This is a genomic window from Haemophilus haemolyticus (assembly GCF_003493605.1).
Taxonomy (GTDB): domain Bacteria; phylum Pseudomonadota; class Gammaproteobacteria; order Enterobacterales; family Pasteurellaceae; genus Haemophilus; species Haemophilus haemolyticus_J.
The window spans coordinates 153712-171597 of the sequence record NZ_QQKA01000001.1 but is presented as its reverse complement, the minus strand read 5'-3'; the positions used below and the strand labels follow the sequence as shown (position 1 = coordinate 171597).

General features: G+C 38.4%; 13 protein-coding genes. 5 read left to right on the top strand and 8 right to left on the bottom strand.

Annotation, left to right across the window (positions count from 1 at the left end; translation table 11 throughout):
* Nucleotides 1-14: 14 nt before the first annotated feature.
* A complete protein-coding gene (locus tag DV424_RS00810; RefSeq protein WP_005628952.1) occupies nt 15-278 on the bottom strand; it encodes a GrxA family glutaredoxin in 264 nt (87 codons plus the stop codon).
* 116 nt (nt 279-394) lie between these two features.
* Between DV424_RS00810 and DV424_RS00805 the strand changes: the two genes are divergently transcribed.
* Both DV424_RS00805 and fdhF read left to right on the top strand, forming a co-directional pair.
* Nucleotides 395-1309 carry a RimK family alpha-L-glutamate ligase gene (locus tag DV424_RS00805; protein ID WP_118858739.1) on the top strand — a complete coding sequence of 305 codons (915 nt, stop codon included), beginning with the start codon at nt 395-397 and terminating at the stop codon, nt 1307-1309.
* 239 nt (nt 1310-1548) lie between these two features.
* Nucleotides 1549-3708, top strand: coding sequence for a formate dehydrogenase subunit alpha (gene fdhF, locus DV424_RS00800; RefSeq protein WP_239993563.1), 2160 nt, complete (start codon nt 1549-1551; stop codon nt 3706-3708).
* A gap of 102 nt (nt 3709-3810) precedes the next feature.
* On the opposite strand, the gene hypA is transcribed toward fdhF, so the two are convergent.
* The 5 genes from hypA to htrB all read right to left on the bottom strand — a co-directional run bounded on the left by hypA (nt 3811) and on the right by htrB (nt 10721).
* On the bottom strand, nt 3811-4152 hold the full coding sequence (gene hypA / locus DV424_RS00795; RefSeq protein ID WP_005633520.1) for a hydrogenase maturation nickel metallochaperone HypA: 342 nt from the start codon (nt 4150-4152) through the stop codon (nt 3811-3813).
* A 94-nt stretch (nt 4153-4246) separates the two neighbouring features.
* Complete coding sequence (gltS, locus tag DV424_RS00790; protein ID WP_118858738.1) at nt 4247-5461, bottom strand: sodium/glutamate symporter; 1215 nt, start codon at nt 5459-5461, stop codon at nt 4247-4249.
* 29 nt (nt 5462-5490) lie between these two features.
* A complete protein-coding gene (gene parC / locus DV424_RS00785; RefSeq protein ID WP_118858737.1) occupies nt 5491-7746 on the bottom strand; it encodes a DNA topoisomerase IV subunit A in 2256 nt (751 codons plus the stop codon).
* Nucleotides 7747-7813: 67 nt separating this feature from the next.
* Entirely contained in the window at nt 7814-9712 is a 1899-nt protein-coding gene (gene parE / locus DV424_RS00780; protein WP_118858736.1) for a DNA topoisomerase IV subunit B, read from the bottom strand.
* A 73-nt stretch (nt 9713-9785) separates the two neighbouring features.
* Nucleotides 9786-10721 carry a lipid A biosynthesis lauroyl acyltransferase HtrB gene (gene htrB, locus DV424_RS00775; protein WP_118858735.1) on the bottom strand — a complete coding sequence of 312 codons (936 nt, stop codon included), beginning with the start codon at nt 10719-10721 and terminating at the stop codon, nt 9786-9788.
* A 96-nt stretch (nt 10722-10817) separates the two neighbouring features.
* Between htrB and hldE the strand changes: the two genes are divergently transcribed.
* From hldE to rpsO, 3 genes are all read left to right on the top strand, one after another.
* The gene (gene hldE / locus DV424_RS00770; RefSeq protein WP_118858734.1) at nt 10818-12248 is read left to right on the top strand and encodes a bifunctional D-glycero-beta-D-manno-heptose-7-phosphate kinase/D-glycero-beta-D-manno-heptose 1-phosphate adenylyltransferase HldE; all 1431 of its coding nucleotides are present in this window, start codon (nt 10818-10820) and stop codon (nt 12246-12248) included.
* Nucleotides 12249-12372: 124 nt separating this feature from the next.
* The gene (gene modD, locus DV424_RS00765) at nt 12373-13218 is read left to right on the top strand and encodes a ModD protein (RefSeq protein ID WP_118858733.1); all 846 of its coding nucleotides are present in this window, start codon (nt 12373-12375) and stop codon (nt 13216-13218) included.
* A 135-nt stretch (nt 13219-13353) separates the two neighbouring features.
* Entirely contained in the window at nt 13354-13623 is a 270-nt protein-coding gene (gene rpsO, locus DV424_RS00760) for a 30S ribosomal protein S15 (protein WP_005628925.1), read from the top strand.
* A 140-nt stretch (nt 13624-13763) separates the two neighbouring features.
* Here rpsO and DV424_RS00755 read toward each other — a convergent pair whose 3' ends face one another.
* Both DV424_RS00755 and DV424_RS00750 read right to left on the bottom strand, forming a co-directional pair.
* Nucleotides 13764-15533, bottom strand: a complete 1770-nt coding sequence (locus DV424_RS00755) for an ABC transporter ATP-binding protein/permease (protein ID WP_118858732.1) — start codon at nt 15531-15533, stop codon at nt 13764-13766.
* A gap of 61 nt (nt 15534-15594) precedes the next feature.
* The gene (locus DV424_RS00750) at nt 15595-17844 is read right to left on the bottom strand and encodes a TonB-dependent siderophore receptor (protein ID WP_118858731.1); all 2250 of its coding nucleotides are present in this window, start codon (nt 17842-17844) and stop codon (nt 15595-15597) included.
* Nucleotides 17845-17886 lie beyond the last annotated feature (42 nt).

Here is a 17886-nt window from a genome sequence, read left to right as displayed (position 1 = left end):
ATTAAAAAGAAAAATTAAGCAACGATACCAAATTGTTCTTTCATTAATGCTTCAAAATCAGTGCAACCACCGATTGGTTTTTCATCAATAAAGATTTGTGGTACGGTTTCTACTGGTTTGCCGACAGATTTTGATAAATCTTCTTTAGTAATGCCTTCTGCGTGAATATCCACATAACGATAGTCGAAATCAGCAACTTCGCCTTTTAATTTTTCAGCAAGGTTTTTTGCACGCACACAGTAAGGGCAGCCAGGACGACCAAAAATAACAACGAACATAAGATTTCCTTTTTTGAGTTAAAAATTCTAGGCAATTCTACCCGATTTTTATCGTCTACATAAAGTGTTTTTATTCGTGTAATATACGGAACATCGTAGACAATGAGTGAAATATTATGAAATTACTAATGCTTTGCCGCGAACCTCGTCTTTATAGTTGCCAACACTTAAAAGAAGCGGCTGAACATCAAGGGCATGAGATGGATATTTTAGATCCGAATCGTTGCTTATTAAAACTCTCGCAAAATCCACCGCACTTTCAGATTTTTTATCAAGAAAATTCAGAATCGGATCCTTATTTATTGCCTAATTATGATGCTGTTTTGCCTCGATTTGGCACAACAAGTACACAAATGGGATGTTCAGTCTTACAGCATTTTGAAGGCAAAGGGACTTTTTGTTTAAATTCATCTCAGGCATTTTTAAATGCACGTGATAAGTGGAAAAGTTTGCAACTTTTGCTGAAGGCTGGTGTTCCTATTCCCAATTCACTTTTAAGTGGCGGTGAAGTACAAGCTCAGGCGACGACACCTCATATCAGTTCGCCGACAATTTTAAAAACGCTAAATGGTTCACAAGGAATTGGAGTGATTTTGGCTGAAAAACCACAAAGTGCGGTGAGCATTATGGAAGCTTTTAAGCAAACCAATATATCTATGTTGCAGCAAGATTTTATCGAAGAAGCGGGCAATGCGGATATTCGTTGTTTTGTGATTGGTGATCAAGTTGTAGCAACGATGCAGAGAATTGGACAAGATGGTGAGTTTCGAGCGAATTGTCATCGTGGCGGAAAAACTGAAAAAATTACCCTAAGCGATGATGAGAAACAGATAGCCATTAGAGCAACAAAAGCTATCGGTTTAGATGTGGCTGGCGTGGATTTAATTTGTTCAAAAAATGGATTATTGGTTTTAGAGGTAAATGCCAGTCCTGGCTTAGAAATGATTGAAAAAACAAGCGGAGTTGATATTGCGTTACAGATGATAAATTATGTTGAAAAGCAGATTTATTTGAATAAGAAAAATAAATAAAATTTGATATTTGTAAAGCCTTATTATTCATACCAATTTTTATACACCTCTTCTAATGACCTAGCTATCAAAAGTGCGGTCATTTTTCTTTGAGTTTTCTCAGAATATTAAAAAATTATCTAAAACCTGTTTTATATCAAAAAATCCATAGAATTTATAAGCCTATGTTCTTTATTTAGGCGTATTATATTACTCGGAATGAGTAATTCATTCTGGTTATCTAAAATAAGGACATTACTATGGCAATTAAAAAAGTGATTACTGTCTGTCCGTATTGCGCTTCAGGTTGTAAAATCAATCTATTGGTTGAGAACAACAAAATTGTGGGTGCTGAAGGTGCAAACGGTAAAACAAACGAACGGGAGCTTTGCCTGAAAGGATATTATGGCTGGGATTTCGTGCATGACACAAAAATCCTCACTCCTCGCCTAACTCAACCGATGATTCGCTACAAACGTGGTGAGCCGTTCACGCCAGTGAGCTGGGAAGAGGCTATTTCCTATTCTGCAAAACGTTTACAAGAAATTAGAGAAAAATATGGCAACGAGTCAATTATGGTAACGGGTTCTTCTCGTGGACCAGGTAACGAAGTGAATTTCGTTATGCAAAAATTTGCTCGTGCGGTATTAGGCAATAACAACATTGACTGTTGTGCACGTGTCTGACATGGCCCATCTGTAGCAGGTCTGCTCAAATCAGTGGGTAATGGCGCGATGTCCAACTCAATCGTTGAGATTGAAGACACTAAATGCGTATTTATCTTTGGGTATAATGCCTCAACATCTCACCCTATTGTGGCGCGTCGTATTAACCACGCAAAAGCAAAAGGGGCGAAGATTATTGTTTGTGACCCTCGTAAAATCGAAACCGCTCGTATTGCTGACATTTATGCGCCTCTTGCCAATGGTAGCAACGTCGCATTTTTGAATGCAATGATGAACGTGATTCTTGAAGAAGGATTACAAGATCAAAAATTCATCGATGAACATACCGAAAATTTCGATGCATTCTATGAAACTGTAAAAGCTTATACACCTGAATCAACTCAACATATCACTGGCATTGAGCCTGAAATGTTGAGAGAAATTGCCCGCACTTATGCGAAAGCAGAAACAGCGACAATTCTTTGGGGTATGGGCGTGTGTCAATTCCGTCAAGGTGTGGAAACTGTACGTGCGTTGGCAAGCTTGGCAATGCTTACTGGTAACTTAGGTAAACCAAATGTTGGTGTAAACCCTGTGCGTGGTCAAAACAACGTACAAGGCGCATGTGACATGGGGGCTTTATATAATACCTTACCAGGTTATCAAAGCTATGCGGATCCAGAAATCAACGCTAAATTTGCGAAAGCATGGGGCGTACCGTCTATTCCAACCAAACCAGGTGTACCATTGAGTGAAGTACCACATGCTGTGGCAGAAGGTAAACTCAAAGCATTCTATATTATGGGTGAAGATACTTTACAAACTGAACCTGATTTGAATGCCATGAAACAAACCTTTAAAGATCTTGAGTTTATTATTGTTCAAGATATCTTTATGACTCAAACGGCAGCGGAAGCGGATGTGATTTTACCAGCAACATCTTGTGCAGAACACGAAGGTGTTTATAGTGCAGCAGACCGTGGTTTCCAACGTTTCTATAAAGCGGTGGATCCTGTTGGTGATGTGAAAGACGACTGGGAAATCATTAGTCTTATGGCACAAGCTTTGGGTTATCCAATGCATTACAACAATACCAAAGAAATTTGGGATGAGTTGCGTGAGCTTTGCCCAATTTATAAAGGTGCAACTTACGAGAAAATGGAAGGCTTGGGTTATATTCAATGGCCATGTACGGATGAAGGCCCTGAAGATCAAGGCACGACATATTTGTATGAAGGTCAAATCTTCGACCGTCCAAATGGTAAAGCAGAGTTCTTTGCTTGCGATTGGGAACCACCAATGGAAGAAGTCTCTGAAGAATATCCGTTAGTGCTTTCTACAGTGCGTGAAGTTGGTCACTATTCTTGCCGTTCAATGACGGGTAACTGCCGTGCACTTGCTGCGTTGGCTGATGAGCCAGGATTCGTTCAAATGAACGATCAAGATGCGAAAGCTTTAGGTATTAAGAATAATGAGCTTGTTTGGATTTCTTCATCTCGTGGTAAAGTTATATCTCGTGCTGATGTAAGTTCTCGTACTAACAAAGGTGCGTGTTATATGACTTACCAATGGTGGATCGGAAAATGTAACGAACTCACCGCTGAACATTTAAATCCGGGATCTCGTACTCCGGAATATAAATACAGCGCAGTGCGTATCGAAAAAATTGAAGATCAACGTTGGGCTGAGCACTATGTTGTAACTGAATATACTAAGCTCAAATCTCGTTTAAAAGAAACCGCACTTGTGGCTTAATATAATATTTATCATGATTAGGACAGGCTTTATGCCTGTCCTTTTTTATGCTTAATGAAATATGATATGGGTAAGAATATTGGAAATGTTAAAAAGAGCGGTCTATTCAAAGGCAATTTCTTTAATACGTAATTCATCACCGCTTTGTCGTTGCAAGTGTATGCTGCCACAATTTGGACAAGAATCATGATGAGCTTGTATCTCAACTAATTTTTGACATTGCCAACACCAGGCTTGTGCTGCAATAGGAATGAGATGAAGTTTACAGCCTTCAGCAGCCGTACCTTGAAAAGTTATATCAAAACAAAATTCTAATGCATCAGGTTCTACACAAGAGAGTGCGCCAATTTCCAACCAAAGATCCGTGACTTTTTTTATATCGTGGCTCTTACATTGTTGTTCTACTATTTCTAGCATATTTTGACAAAGAGATAATTCGTGCATAATTTTTCCTTTTGTTTTTCTTTCTTAAAATAAATGCCTTTATCAATTCAAGATAAAGGCATTTCTCTAAAACATTGTCAATTTCAACCGCACTTTACGCGAGCATATTTACAACTGCAAATGAGATTTTCAATAATGCTGCGTTGATTAGGTCGATAAAGAATGCACCGACCATTGGAACGATTAAAAATGCTTTGTGCGATGGCCCAAAACGGCTGGTAATAGCTTGCATATTTGCGATTGCTGTTGGGGTTGCGCCTAAACCAAAACCACAGTGTCCAGCACTTAATACGATGGCATCGTAATCTTTACCCATTGCTCGATAAGTAATGAAAATTGCAAAGGCAGCCATAAATGCTACTTGAATAGCCAGAACAATTAATACGTCAATTGCTAAACCTGCAAGTTCCCAAAGTCTTAATGACATTAAAGCAATTGCTAAAAAGATGGATAAGCCTACGCTACCTAATACGTCAATAGCGGATTCTGCTACTTGGAAACGGAAAATGTTGGTTAAAATATTGCGGACAATAACACCAGTGAATAAACACCATACGAAAGTTGGTAATTGGAGTGCAGTACCTTTTGTTTGTACATCTAAATATTGACCAATTAATAAACATACTGAAATCATTGCAATTGTTTCAATTAATGAACGTGCGGTAATTTTACGTTTATAAGTTGGGTGTTCAAATGCTTCTTGAATGTCATCAACTTCATCATTTTCAGGATTTTCGCCTTGTTTTTGGCGATTTAATAAGAAACGAGCGACAGGACCACCGATGATACCACCAAAGACTAAACCGAAAGTTGCACAGGCAAGGGCAATTTCAGTTGCACCTTGTAGATTAAATTGATGTGCAAATGTATCTGCCCAAGCAGCTCCAGTGCCGTGACCACCTGTTAAAGTTACTGAACCTGCAAGTAAACCATAAGCGGGATGGATTCCTAATGCCATTGAACTTGCAATACCAATGACGTTTTGTCCTAAGATTAATAATGCAGCAATGAATAAAAATACAACGAGTGGTTTTCCGCCTTTAATTAAACGGGAAAAGTTTGCGCTTAAACCAATAGAAGTGAAGAACACTAACATCATGGTAGTTTGCAAATTCTTATCGAAGTTAAAGGATGTACCGTCTACTTTATTCCAAATTAAAAGACCAATGGCAACAATAAAACCACCAACAACTGGCTCAGGAATGTTGAAGGTTTTTAAGATGCTGATTCGTTTAACGAGAAAATAACCCAAGAGCAAGACTAAGCTTGCTAGTGCAAGGGTTTCATACGTGCTAAATGTATGACTCATAAATTGGATCTCCCTATGTTGTGTTTAAATTATGTGTTGTGTTGCGGTTCGATTACTACTATTTCAACATTGGTATGTAATCCGCGTGGTAATGTCGAACCTTTTCTGCCTCGTTCAGCACGGAACTTCTGCAGATCTTCCGGTTTTAATACAATTTTTCGTTTTCCGGAATGAAATTCAAGACTTGCTTGATCTGAAATAAGCAATAATTTCACTAACAATTCGCTGCGCTCTTTTGCATTTGCGGCAGGAATTGTCACAATTTTATTACCTTTGCCTTTTGATAATGCCGGTAAATCTTTTGCCGGGAAAATCAACATTCTGCTAGCTGATGTGATTGCGACAACAAGTACGGTAGAATTTATCAATGTTTTAGGCTTCAACACTTTGGCATTTTCTGGTAAAGAAATCAAGGCTTTTCCAGCCTTGTTACGTGCAATTAAATCTTCAAATTTACAAATAAAACCATAACCTGCATCAGAAGCCATCAATAATTCTTGCTGTTCACTCGTCATTACGACATATTCAATGGTCGCACCAGCGGGTAAATTTAGTTTACCTGTAAGTGGTTCGCCTTGGGAGCGAGCGGAAGGCAATGAAAGCGGATCGAGTGCATAACTTCGCCCCGTACTATCAATGAATACAACGGCTTGATTACTCTTGCCACAAGCGTGAGCTCGATAATTATCACCCGCTTTGTAGCTTAATGATTTAGGATCAATATCGTGTCCTTTAGCACAACGTACCCAGCCCATTTCTGATAAGATGACTGTGACAGGCTCTGCTGGCGTCATGTCACTTTCAGAGATCATTTTGGCTTCTTCTCGTTCGACCAGTTGAGACATACGTGGACTGGCATATTTTTTCGCATCTTCTTGAATTTCTTTTTTGATAAGCGTATTCAAACGGCGTTCTGATCCTAAAATTGCTTCTAAATTTAACCGCTCTTTTTCAAGTTCATCTTGTTCAGCTTTGAGTTGGTTTTCTTCTAATTTCGCTAAATGACGTAAGCGTAAATTTAAAATTGCATCGGCTTGTTCATCGCTTAAATTAAAGCGTGCCATAAGCTCTGCTTTTGGATCATCTTCGTGACGTATAATTTCGATAACTTCATCAATATTTAAAAAGGCTATCATCAACCCTTCTAAAATATGCAAGCGAGAGAGTACTTTATCTAGGCGATATTGAAGGCGACGAGTCACGGTTGTTCGGCGGAAAGTAAGCCATTCATTTAAGATTTCTAATAAGCCTTTTACCGCAGGTTTATGATCAAGCCCGATCATATTCATATTTACACGGTAGCTTTTTTCAAGATCTGTGGTAGCAAATAAATGTGCCATTAACGCATCAGTATCGACGCGATTTGAGCGAGGAACTAGCACAATGCGAATTGGATTTTCGTGATCGGCTTCATCTCGAATATCTTCTAGCATTGGCAGTTTTTTTGCCGTCATTTGTTCGGCTATTTGTGCAATAACTTTAGATGGCGAAGATTGATGTGGAAGCGCGGAGATAATAATTTCACCATCTTCTTTTTTCCACGTCGCACGCATTTTTATTGAGCCACGACCTTGCTCATAAATTTTACGAATTTCTGATTTTGGTGAAATAATTTCCGCTTCTGTTGGAAAATCTGGGCCTTGAACAATTTCAAGTACATCATCTAATCCCGCTTTCGGATTATCTAGCAACATTACTGCCGCATCAGCAATTTCGTTAATATTATGTGGTGGAATATCTGTCGCCATACCCACCGCAATACCTGTTGTGCCGTTCAATAAAATATGAGGTAAACGAGCAGGTAAATATTGTGGTTCAGCCAAGGTTCCATCAAAGTTTGGCTGATAATCTACTGTTCCTTGTCCGAGTTCACTTAGCAAGATTTCAGAGATTTTAGAGAGGCGTGATTCCGTATAACGCATGGCAGCGAAAGATTTTGGATCATCTGGTGCCCCCCAGTTGCCTTGACCATCTACAAGCGGATAACGATAAGAGAAGGGTTGTGCCATTAACACCATTGCTTCATAACAAGCGCTATCACCATGTGGATGGAATTTACCGAGTACATCACCGACGGTACGGGCAGATTTTTTGTATTTTGCCGTGGCATTCAAGCCAAGCTCAGACATCGCGTATACAATACGGCGTTGAACGGGTTTTAAACCATCACCGATAAAAGGCAACGCACGATCCATGATGACATACATGGAATAGTTGAGATAAGCCCTTTCGGTGAAGGTGCGTAGAGGCATTTGCTCAATGCCTTCATAATTGATATTTGTCATTTTGGTTTCTGTTAATTGAATATATTCTTAATTTATTAAAATTCGGATTTGTTGAGATTAATTTAGTCTAAACAGATAAATCAACCTGATCGCCTTTCACTTGTAACCAATTTTTACGGTCTTCGGAACGTTTTTTCGCTAACAACATATCCATGAGTTCTAATGTATCCGCGCCTTGGTCTTCTTCTAAATCATAAGTTAATTGAACAAGGCGACGCGTATTAGGATCCATTGTTGTTTCACGTAATTGTGATGGGTTCATTTCACCTAAACCTTTAAAACGTTGAACATTCGGTTTGCCTTTTTTATTTTTCAACCGATCTAAAATTGCCTCTTTTTCACTTTCATCTAATGCGTAGAAGACTTCTTTATTTAAGTCAATCCGATAAAGTGGTGGCATTGCGACGTAAACGTGACCGTCTTGTACCAATTTCGGAAAATGGCGTAAGAACAGAGCACAGAGTAGGGTGGCAATGTGAAGACCATCGGAATCAGCATCCGCGAGAATACATACTTTGCCATAGCGAAGTTGTGATAAATCATTGCTATCAGGATCGATACCTAGAGCCACGGCGATATCGTGAATTTCAGTTGAACCTAATACTTGATCCGGTGAAACTTCCCATGTATTTAAGATTTTTCCACGTAACGGCAAAATCGCTTGATATTCGCGATCACGCGCTTGTTTTGCTGAACCACCCGCAGAGTCGCCCTCTACTAAAAATAATTCCGTTTTTTCTAAATCCTGTGAGCCACAATCAGCTAATTTTCCTGGTAATGCAGGTCCACTAACAAGTTTTTTTCGTACGACCTTTTTTGCTGCGCGTAATCGGCGTTGTGCAGAACTAATGGCAATTTCTGCTAATTTTTCAGCATCTTGTACGTTTTGGTTGAGCCATAGGCTGAACGCATCTTTTAAAACACCGCTGACAAACACCGCACTTTGGCGTGATGATAAGCGTTCTTTGGTTTGCCCCGCGAATTGCGCATCTTGCATTTTAAGGGAAAGAATGTAAGAACAACGATCCCAAATATCATCAGCGGTAAGTTTTACGCCGCGTGGTAATAGATTTCTAAATTCGCAAAATTCACGAATGGCATCTAATAAACCTTGACGTAAGCCATTAACATGCGTTCCGCCTTGAATAGTCGGAATTAAGTTTACGTAGCTTTCGCCAATCAGTTCGCCACCTTCTGGTAACCAAAGTAATGCCCAGCTAACCGCTTCATTTGTTCCTTTAAATTCACCAACGAATGGTTTTTCCGGAAGTGTTTCAAAGCCGTTAACTGCTTCGATAAGGTAATCGGAAAGACCATCTTCATATAACCAAATATCTTGAGTATTGTTTACTTTATCAATGAATTTGATTTCAAGCCCTGAACAGAGGACTGCTTTCGCTCTTAATAAATGGCGTAGGCGGCTAACGGAAAATTTTGCGCTGTCAAAATATTTTGGGTTTGGTTTGAAGTGAACGGTTGTTCCCGTTGTGCGTCTGCCACAAGTCCCAATGACTTCCAATTCTTCTACTTTATTGCCGTCTTCAAAGGCAATTTTATACACTTCACCATTGCGTTTAACTTGAATATCCACGCGTTCAGAAAGCGCATTCACCACAGAAATCCCCACACCGTGTAAACCTCCCGCAAATTCATAATTTTTATTGGAGAATTTACCACCAGCATGCAGTTTAGTCAGGATCACTTCTACGCCAGAAACGCCTTCCGTAGGATGAATATCCACAGGCATACCGCGACCATTGTCCGTTACTTCAATGGATTGATCAGGGTGTAAAATTACTTCAATTTTTGTGGCAAAACCCGCAAGGGCTTCATCTACGCTGTTATCAATAACTTCTTGTGCTAAATGATTAGGGCGAGTAGTGTCAGTGTACATTCCCGGGCGAATTTGCACTGGTTCGAGATCTTTAAGAACGGTAATTTCTTGAGCTGAATAATTGGTTGTCATGGTGAGATTATTCGTTAATTTTTTAAATTTGAGAAAATTCTATCAAAAAGTGCGGTGATATTCGACCGCACTTTTAATCGTATAAACTAGGCGTCTTTTCATCGGGGCGCGTTTTAAAACGGCGATGTAGCCACATATATTGTGATATGCCCTTCATGATTTCCTTTTCTACGATTTGATTCATTCGCGTAGCAATCGCCGTTTCATCTTGTAAATCCGTAAAATCAACAGGCGCTGAAATACTCACGGTATAGCCTGAACCATCTTTATTGCGTAATGGCGCAAATGGAATCACTTTGCTGTTTGGTGAAGATTTCAATAAATAATAACTACCAGTGGTTGTGCAAGCATCGGGTACCGCAAAAAAGGGAACAAAAACGGCATTTTTTCTGCCGTAATCGTGATCAGGCGCATACCAAATGGTTTCTTCGTGGCGTAAAGCTTTGATCATTCCGCGTAAATCTTTACGATCAAGCATATCTTTATTAGAGCGTAAACGACCTTGCGTTTGTAGCCAATCAAGCAAAGGATTATCATTTGGACGATAAACACCAATGCCAGGATGATGCAAACCAAGAATGCGTGCGCCAAGTTCTAGCGTTAAGAAATGAACACCAACGAGAACAATTCCATCTTTTTGATTTTCTTTTAGATAATGTAAGCTTTCAACTTTTGACCATTTTTTGATACGTGAATCCGACCAAAACCAAGCCATGCCAGTTTCGATAATTGCCATGCCTACTGAGCGGAGATTTTCTTGCAAAATCGCCTCACGCTCGTTTTCAGACATATCAGGAAAACAAAGTTCAAGATTACGGCGTGCAATGGCTGCTCGACGTTTACCCACTTTTAAATGTGAAAACAGCCAACCGAAACCATGACCAATATGGCGCAAAATAGGATAGGGAAGACATAAAATACTTCGCCAAATTGCCACGCCTAGCCAAAAAAGCCAGTATTTTGGGGCTAAAAAGTGCGGTTGAAATTGAGGGAGTTTTTTGTTTTTCATTGTTCTTTCCACGTAAGTTAGGGGCGTAGTTTATCGTAAATTTGAGTTGTGGTAAAATCGTCACAATTTTGGTTATTCAAATAGAGAGATTTTAAAATGGCTCAATATTCAGCAGAATTTAAGCAAGCAAAAGTACTCGTATTAGGCGATGTGATGCTTGATCGTTATTGGTTCGGCGCAACCAACCGTATTTCACCAGAAGCTCCAGTGCCAGTGGTTCGTGTACAGGAAAATGAAGAACGTGCGGGTGGTGCAGCAAATGTGGCGATGAATATTGCGTCACTTAATGTACCCGTTCAATTAATGGGATTGATTGGACAAGATGAGACAGGTTCTGCACTTTCCCACTTATTAGAAAAGCAAAAAATTGATTGTAATTTTGTTGCATTAGAGACCCATCCAACCATTACTAAATTACGTATTTTATCTCGTCATCAACAGCTGCTCCGCCTTGATTTTGAAGAAGATTTCAATAATGTAGATTGCAAGGATTTATTAGCGAAGTTAGAAAGTGCGGTGAAAAATTACGGTGCTCTGATTCTTTCTGATTACGGCAAAGGCACGCTTAAAGATGTTCAGAAAATGATTCAAATTGCACGCAAAGCAAATGTGCCAGTGTTGATCGATCCAAAGGGAACTGATTTTGAACGTTATCGTGGTGCGACATTATTGACACCCAATATGTCTGAATTTGAAGCTGTTGTGGGCAAATGCAATACAGAAGAAGAGATTATTGAGAAAGGTTTAAAATTAATTTCTGATATTGAATTAACCGCACTTTTGGTGACGCGTTCTGAAAAAGGCATGACATTATTGCGTCCAAATCAAGAACCCTATCATTTGCCAACTGTCGCAAAAGAAGTGTTTGATGTGACGGGAGCTGGTGACACTGTTATTAGTGTATTAGCAACTGCATTAGCAGATAGACGTTCTTTCGAAGAATCTTGTTACCTAGCCAATGTCGCCGCTGGAATTGTCGTGGGTAAATTGGGGACTTCAACGGTTTCGACCGTGGAACTTGAAAATGCTATTCATGCTCGCCCTGATACAGGATTTGGCATTATGAGTGAAGCTGAATTAAAAGATGCTGTAGCACAAGCTAAAGCGCGCGGTGAAAAAATAGTGATGACTAATGGCTGTTTCGATATTTTGCATCCAGGGCATGTTTCTTATTTAGAAAATGCACGTAAATTGGGCGATCGTTTAATTGTCGCGGTAAACAGCGATGATTCCGTTAAACGGTTAAAAGGTGAAAGTCGTCCAATTAACAATCTTGAAAACCGTATGGCGGTACTTGCTGGTTTGGCATCCGTGGATTGGTTGGTGCAATTCATCGAAGACACCCCACAGCGTTTAATCAGTGAAATTCTACCGGATCTTTTAGTCAAAGGCGGTGATTACAAACCCGAAGATATTGCTGGCGCAAAAGAAGTTTGGGCAAATGGCGGTGATGTTAAAGTGCTAAACTTTGAAAATGGTTGTTCAACAACAAATGTGATTGAAAAAATTAAATTATTGAAAGATTAGATGAAAGGTTGGGGAGTCCCAACCTTTTTTATTGCTTTAATATTTATATGAAATTATTAGAGAAAGCCCCGTTTTGAAGTAACAGGTTTATTTATATCAAGGACAACTAATTTAAGGGGGAACAATGATTTATTTTTCAGATAAAGAATTGGATGATTTATTGCTTGAGGATATTTATCGTGGTGATTTAACCACTCACGCCCTTGGTATTGAAAATATTCCAGCAAACATTCTTTTTAAGCGTAAAAATGCAGGGATTGTGGCGGGCGTTTCTGTTGCGGAAAAATTATTAAAAAAACTGGATATTCAACCGCACTTATATGTAAAAGAAGGTGAGTGGGTTGAATCAGGTGCTTTGCTGATAAGTGCGGAAGGAATGTCTGAACAATTACATCAAGCTTGGAAAGTGGTGCAATTGGTACTTGAATGGTCATGTGGAGTTGCTCAATATACGGCAGAAATGATTGCCAATGCCAAAGCGGTTAATCCAAGTGCTGTTGTGGCTTGCACGCGTAAAAGTATTCCTAATACGCGTAAACTTGCCACGAATGCTGTATTAGCCGCTGGTGGGCATATTCATCGACAAGGCATCAGCGAAACTCTTTTGGTTTTTACTAATCATCGAAACTTACTTTCTGATCCAAATGATTGGGTGAAAATTGTGGATAGATTACGTCAAGAAGCGCCTGAAAATAAAATTACTTTAGAAGCAGATAATTATGCTCAATTTGAGCAAATGTATGTAGCTGAGCCAGATATTATTCAACTTGATAAATGGTCATTGGAGGATGTGAAAAAGGCTTTAGATCTACTTCAGTCAAAACAGAAAGATATTCTGCTTTCTGTCGCTGGAGGAGTAAATAAAAATAATGTATCAGATTACGCCAAATTAGGTATTCGTTTATTTATTACTTCTGCACCTTATTATGCACCACCAGAGGATATAAAAGTGGTGATTGAAAAGATATAATGTTTTTCAATTTTATTTTTTAGCTTTAAACCTTGCATTTAAGCCTATTCATCGCTAGAATACAGGCTCCTTGTCATCGCTGAGTTAGAGATCGGCGAATGATGTATTAACAACACTACCTTTTAGGAGTAAAAAATGTCTCTAAGTACTGAAAAAAAAGCAGCAATCGTTGCTGAATTTGGTCGTGATGCGAAAGATACTGGTTCTTCTGAAGTTCAAATCGCATTATTAACTGCACAAATCAACCACTTACAAGCTCACTTTGCTGAGCACAAAAAAGACCACCATGGTCGTCGTGGTTTATTACGTATGGTTTCTCGTCGTCGTAAACTTTTAGACTACTTAAAACGTACAGACCTTGCTTTATACCAAAGCACTATTGCTCGTTTAGGTTTACGTCGCTAATTTTTATTACGATAGTAAAAAATCAAGCCCTCGATATCGAGGGCTTTTTTCATAGTTTTATTTTAATTTTATAGGCGTTCTTTAGACTAGCATCAAAATAAACAAAATATTTGGTTTATATATTCTTAACTTGCCATCTTCTAATTTTCACATAATAAACATACATCTAATTTTAGTTGTTTGTTATGAAATTGCTGTAATGTACTACGATGACCTACGCTGAGAATGATCATTTCGGGCAAACGCTCTTTAATTGTTTGGTAGAGTAAATGCTCGGTTGTTTCATCCAATGCGGAAGTTGTTTCATCGAGAAATACGACATCTGGTTTTGTGAGTAAAATACGAATAAACGCCACTCTTTGAAGTTCACCAGGCGATAAAATTGCTTGCCAGTCATTTTTTACATTAAGTGCGTGTATGTATTTTCCTAGCGCACAATCCTTCATGGTTTTTTCTAATTCTGCGTGACTTGGATTGATATTTGGATAACAAATTGCTTCTCGTAAAGTACCCTGCGGCATATAAGGTCGTTGTGGTAGGAATAAGCTTCCCATGCATGGGTGTTCCGCAATGCCTATTGTTTCAAAAGGATATATTCCTGCAATTGCTTTTAGTAGCGATGTTTTTCCTGTTCCTGATGCACCTTGAATCAATAAAGCATCCCCATTTTCTAAATTAATATTCAAATTATTGAGTAATATATTGCCTTGTTCATCTTTGATGCCAAAGTTTTTTAAGGCGACACGATGAGAACAATGAAAAGGGTGATGAACGTTTTGTTTATCTAATTCATCCATTTTTGTTATAAAACCATAAAGACGATTTAAGCGTGCTTGATAGAGTGTGAATTGCTCATAGAACAAGCGGAAAAATGAAAGTGCGGTCATTAATCGGTTAAATGCTTGGACTGTTTGATGCATATCACCTAGCTTTATTTGACCAGAAAAGAAACGTGGTGCTTGTAACATTAAAGGCAATAATTTAGCCACGCGAGTTACCCCTGAGTTGAAACTATTTAAGCCTAACATTTTTAATACAATGGACCAACGGTTATGAATAATTTGACGGAATTGATGTTGTAAGAAAGTTTGTTCTTTTGGCTCTCCATTATAAAAAGCAATGCTTTCTGCATTGTCTCGTACACGGATTAAGGAATAACGATAATCGCCATTGAGTTTTTCTTTCGTAAAATTCAGCTTAATTAGAGGGCGACCAATCCACACGGACATGAGTGTTGCAAAAATAATAAAAGCATAAATGAAGAAAACAACGCCTTTTTCGATATTAAATTCAAATAAAGTTAACACACCAGAAAGTGACCATAAAATAATCGTAAATTCAATGGTCGTGAGTACTGAGTTAATTACGCCTCGCACAATTTGTACGGTACTGGTAATAAATTCTCTTGCATCTTGTTCAATACGTTGATCGATATTATCTGGTAAATCTCGTTCGTATTTTAGGCGATAGTATTTTTTCTTATTTAGCCAGCGTTTAACAAGTGTTGCATTAAGATTTTCCAACCAACGAATTTCAAAAACTTGTTGAAAGAAGTAATCAGCAATGGCATGTATAACTTGTGCTACCACAAGAAGAGCATTTAGTTTTGCAAAGAACCAAAATTTCTCAATGTTTAGTTCTTGCATTGAGCTATACAATCCATTGTAAAAAAATGAATTAAGCACGCTAAATCGTACTTCCAACAATATCATTATAAATAGCACTAACAACATTAAAATTAGTTTAATGCTGGTTTTTTTATTAATCGATGGTGACACGATACACCAGAATTTTTTGCCGAAAGTAGTTTGTTTTAAGGCTAACATTGTTACGCTAAAGCACAATATTACCCAAAAAAGTGCGGTTAAAATCCAGTTTAAACTATTATTAAGTTCGCTTTGCCAGTTCATTGATTATCCATAAAGTAAAAAACGAAAAAGGGCGAAATATTCGCCCTTATTGTGCACTCAATTAAAATTCAACTTTAGTGTTGAAGATAAATTCACGTCCATAACCTAATGCAACAGGGATTAACGTATTTGTTGCGTTACCAGAGGTAGATGGATAGTAAGTTTTATCTGTTAAGTTTTTACCGTTAAGTTGGAAAGAGACTTTCTTGCCAGAGATTTTGGTATCGTAAGCAATAAAGGCATCATATACCACGGCATGAGGTAATTTGTATGCTTTTGTATAAGTATCGTTGTAGGCATACCATGAGCCTAAATAACGAGCCCCCCCACCAATACGGATGTTACCAAAATCAAATTTACCTACGTTATAAGCTAGGAACAGAGATGCTTGATGTTTTGGCACACCTGAAAGTTGTTTACCCACTGATTCTTTGGTTTTAGGATTATCATTTTCAAGTGATTTTACCTTAGTGTATGTATAGTTAGCTGCTACACTTAGGTTATCTGTAATTTGACCATTAAGATCAAATTCCATACCTCGAGAACGTTGTTTGCCGACGATATTTAATTGTGCATTTGAACCTGAACCAACGGTTTCAGCCACATTACGTTTACTGATATTGAATAATGCAAGTGTCGCATTAAAGCCCGAGTTTTCGTATTTTGCACCAATTTCAAAAGATTTGCCTTGTTCAGGTTTTAAATCGCCGCTAACAGGTGTTGCTACACTCATTTGTGGGCGGAAAGATTCAGCATAGTTTGCAAAGGTCGCAATATGTGGCGTAAATTTATATACGGCACCTAATTGATACAATAATTTGCCATCGTGCTGATCAGTATTTCCAGTTTTTGTTGGATTTTGACCTTTTTTACAGTTTGCAGGAGCCGCATTTAAGCAATGACGTCCTGCAAATTGATCAAAGTACTCATAACGTAAACCGCCCGTCATAATAAAGTTATCTGTAAAGTAGGCGGTATCTTGAATATAAACACCAACAGTTTTGAGATAGTTATATTGGTAGGCGTTGCCGTTACCATTTTTATGTTCCGCAACAGGGCTGGTATAGTTTGGATTATCAATATTGATATCAGAATTCATGATGCCTTGATTATAAATAGGACCAAGATCACGAATATTACGCATTGCATCAATACCCGCTACAAAGCGGTTAGCAATATCACCAATACCAAATTCACCAACGATATTTAATGTACCGCTATGAACGCGTTGATCGCCTTGTTGCTGTTCAATGGCTCGGCGTACATAACGCGCGCTTAATTCAGGAGAGGTAATCTCGCCCTTTTTATTTTTAACTGCAGGGATAGCAACATCTGTAACGTTAATATTTGTAATACGAGCTTGATTGTAGAAATATTTGTAACGAGCATAGCTATAACCCGCATTTAATTTCCAACTATCACTTAATTTGTGCTCAATTTTAAAATCAATGTTATCGGTTTTTGCGATTGTTTCATTATTTGGTTCATCTAAACGACGCGATACAGGAATATCTGGTAATGCATTAGTTGCTGTTAAAAGATTTGTACCACGATCAAATGGCTCAAGAATATCTTTGTGTTCATAAGAAAGAAGCACTTTAGTTTTATCATTTTCCCAAGAAAGTGATGGTGCGTAAGTCGTATTTTTCACTTTGCCAAAATTACGCCAGTAGTCTTTTTCTTGTTTGTCATAGATAAAGCGGTAAGCAAAACCATTTCCTAAACCACCAGTGAAATCTAATTGCGTTCCCCACATACTATGATTACCTAAGGTTCCACCAACAACATAACGTGGCGTTTCTTGTGGTTTTTTAGTAATGATATTAACCACACCACCTGGATCTTGAATGCCATAAAGTACAGATGCAGGTCCTTTTAAAACTTCAACGGTTTCAGTTGTCGCGCTAAAGTTTTTAGCTGGGCCAGCTTGTAAACCGTTACGCATAATTGAGTTATCGCGGTTTCCACCAAAACCACGTTTTTGAATGGCATCAAACATACCTCCTAGAGTATTCGCTTGACTCACACCGCTGACGTTATAAAGTGCATCAATAAGAGAATTTGGTTTACGATCTTGTAAAAGTTGTGTTGAAAGGATATTTACGGTGTTTGGCGTATCAAATACGGGTACTTCAGCTTTAGAGACGGCAGATGTACCTGTTACACGATAACCGTTTTGTTTAAGACCTGTATCTTGGATAGTAATTTGCTCTAACGTTTCAGTATCAGTTTGCTGAGGAATTTTTGCTATGGCAGAAACAGAAACTCCAGCAAAAAGTGCGGTGTAAACTAAGCTTAATTTAAACTTCATAAGTTGCTTCCCAAAAGTTAAATCTAGGTTAAAAAGGAGTGG

Excerpts from the sequence above, each read along its gene's own strand:
- modD (WP_118858733.1), top strand. The coding sequence starts at position 12,373 with ATGATTTATTTTTCAGATAAAGAATTGGATGATTTATTGCTTGAGGAT.
- parC (WP_118858737.1), bottom strand. The coding sequence starts at position 7,746 with ATGACAAATATCAATTATGAAGGCATTGAGCAAATGCCTCTACGCACC.
- rpsO (WP_005628925.1), top strand. The coding sequence starts at position 13,354 with ATGTCTCTAAGTACTGAAAAAAAAGCAGCAATCGTTGCTGAATTTGGT.
- hldE (WP_118858734.1), top strand. The coding sequence starts at position 10,818 with ATGGCTCAATATTCAGCAGAATTTAAGCAAGCAAAAGTACTCGTATTA.
- DV424_RS00810 (WP_005628952.1), bottom strand. The coding sequence starts at position 278 with ATGTTCGTTGTTATTTTTGGTCGTCCTGGCTGCCCTTACTGTGTGCGT.
- htrB (WP_118858735.1), bottom strand. The coding sequence starts at position 10,721 with ATGAAAAACAAAAAACTCCCTCAATTTCAACCGCACTTTTTAGCCCCA.
- hypA (WP_005633520.1), bottom strand. The coding sequence starts at position 4,152 with ATGCACGAATTATCTCTTTGTCAAAATATGCTAGAAATAGTAGAACAA.
- DV424_RS00805 (WP_118858739.1), top strand. The coding sequence starts at position 395 with ATGAAATTACTAATGCTTTGCCGCGAACCTCGTCTTTATAGTTGCCAA.
- gltS (WP_118858738.1), bottom strand. The coding sequence starts at position 5,461 with ATGAGTCATACATTTAGCACGTATGAAACCCTTGCACTAGCAAGCTTA.
- DV424_RS00750 (WP_118858731.1), bottom strand. The coding sequence starts at position 17,844 with ATGAAGTTTAAATTAAGCTTAGTTTACACCGCACTTTTTGCTGGAGTT.
- parE (WP_118858736.1), bottom strand. The coding sequence starts at position 9,712 with ATGACAACCAATTATTCAGCTCAAGAAATTACCGTTCTTAAAGATCTC.
- DV424_RS00755 (WP_118858732.1), bottom strand. The coding sequence starts at position 15,533 with ATGAACTGGCAAAGCGAACTTAATAATAGTTTAAACTGGATTTTAACC.